The sequence below is a fragment of the Paenibacillus sp. P4_A7 genome (assembly GCF_056402455.1).
The window spans coordinates 1-1647 of record NZ_JBFUHJ010000731.1; the positions used below are offsets into that span (position 1 = coordinate 1).

Annotated in this window: 1 protein-coding gene; it reads left to right on the top strand. The window is 41.2% G+C overall.

From position 1 onward, the window contains the following. The first annotated feature begins 174 nt into the window (after positions 1-174). Positions 175-1506 carry a PhoH family protein gene (locus AC1DWN_RS33505; RefSeq protein ID WP_477563146.1) on the top strand — a complete coding sequence of 444 codons (1332 nt, stop codon included), beginning with the start codon at positions 175-177 and terminating at the stop codon, positions 1504-1506. Positions 1507-1647: the final 141 nt, after the last annotated feature.

The window sequence follows — 1647 nt, forward strand, 5'->3', positions numbered from 1 at the left end:
ACAACCAGTCGCTACAAAAACAATAATGATCGTTACAGTGAGCCATTTTAACATGTTAGCCACCTCTTTTTTTCTTTGAAAATCGCATAATCTCACCGATCAGCCATAGTTTACCCGTAGTAACTTAAGGCTATGTATGCCTTCTAATGAATTTCCAACGCCGGGAGGGTTCACATGAAAAAAAAATTTGTGCTCGATACTAACGTACTGCTTCATGATCCGCAAGCGATTTTTGCTTTTGATGATAATGAGGTTATTATTCCCGCGGTTGTGTTGGAGGAAATCGATTCTAAGAAGAGGCTTGCTGATGAATTAGGCCGAAATGCACGTACCATTTCGCGCTTGCTCGATCGTATGAGAGAGAAAGGGCATTTGCATGATGGAATAGAGCTTCCAAGCGGAGGATTGTTAAAGGTGGAGCTTAACCACCGCAGCTTCCTACGCGTGCAAGAAATGTTTGGTGAAATGTCTAATGATAATCGCATACTGGCTGTGGCTCTAAATTATCATATGGAGCAGGAGAACGAGCTGGAGAAGCAAAGTATTATTCTGGTTAGCAAAGATGTATTGGTACGTATTAAAGCAGATGTACTGGGCTTGCAAGCGCAGGATTATTTGTCCGATCGGGTCGTTGATTCAACTGATTTTTATGCCGGTTATATGACGCTACACGTTCATCCTTCTGTAATTGATGAGTTTTATACGTATCGATTTTTAACCGTTAATAATATGAATCTCAAGTTTCGGTTGAATCCGAATGAGTTTGTTATTTTAAGAGATGAGATGGGTACTTCTAAGTCTGCCCTTCTTAAGGTAAGTCAAGATTGCGCAAGGCTTGAACCGCTGTTTCTGAGCAATGAACCCATTTGGGGAATTACGGCACGGAATGCCCAACAACGTATGGCGCTTGAACTGCTCCTAAATGACGATGTGCCGCTTGTTACACTCTCGGGTAAGGCTGGTACCGGAAAGACGCTGCTCGCGCTAGCAGCGGGACTCCTGAAGGTTGAGGATGAGCATAAATATAAGAAGCTGCTTATTGCAAGACCCGTTGTTCCAATGGGCAAAGATATTGGTTATTTACCAGGGGAGAAGGAAGAGAAGCTGCGTCCATGGATGCAGCCGATTTATGATAATTTGGAGTTTTTATTTGATACGAAAAAGGCTGGCGATATTGATAAAATATTGATGGGGATGGGTAGTATTCAGGTCGAGGCGCTTACCTATATTCGCGGAAGATCAATCCCAGGTCAATTCATAATTATTGATGAGGCACAAAATTTAACGAAGCATGAAGTGAAAACAATTGTCTCACGTGTCGGGGAGGGCAGTAAAATTGTATTAATGGGTGATCCTGAGCAAATTGATCATCCTTACTTGGATTCTATTAGTAACGGCTTGACTCATATTGTAGAAAAATTCAAAAATGAAAGCATTAGCGGTCATATGACACTTGAAAAAGGCGAGCGTTCCAAGTTGGCGCAACTTGCTGCTGACTTGCTTTAAAAGGTAATAGATGAGCTTACACATCAAATTAAAGGAAGAGACGGTCACCTACTAGGGTGATCGTTTTTTTTAACTATAATGTATTCTTGGACAAAAAGAGTATTTATTGCTATCCTATTTTTGTTGGATATGGATGTAATC

Coding starts and splice junctions, on each gene's coding strand:
- AC1DWN_RS33505 (WP_477563146.1), top strand. CDS start 175: ATGAAAAAAAAATTTGTGCTCGATACTAACGTACTGCTTCATGATCCG.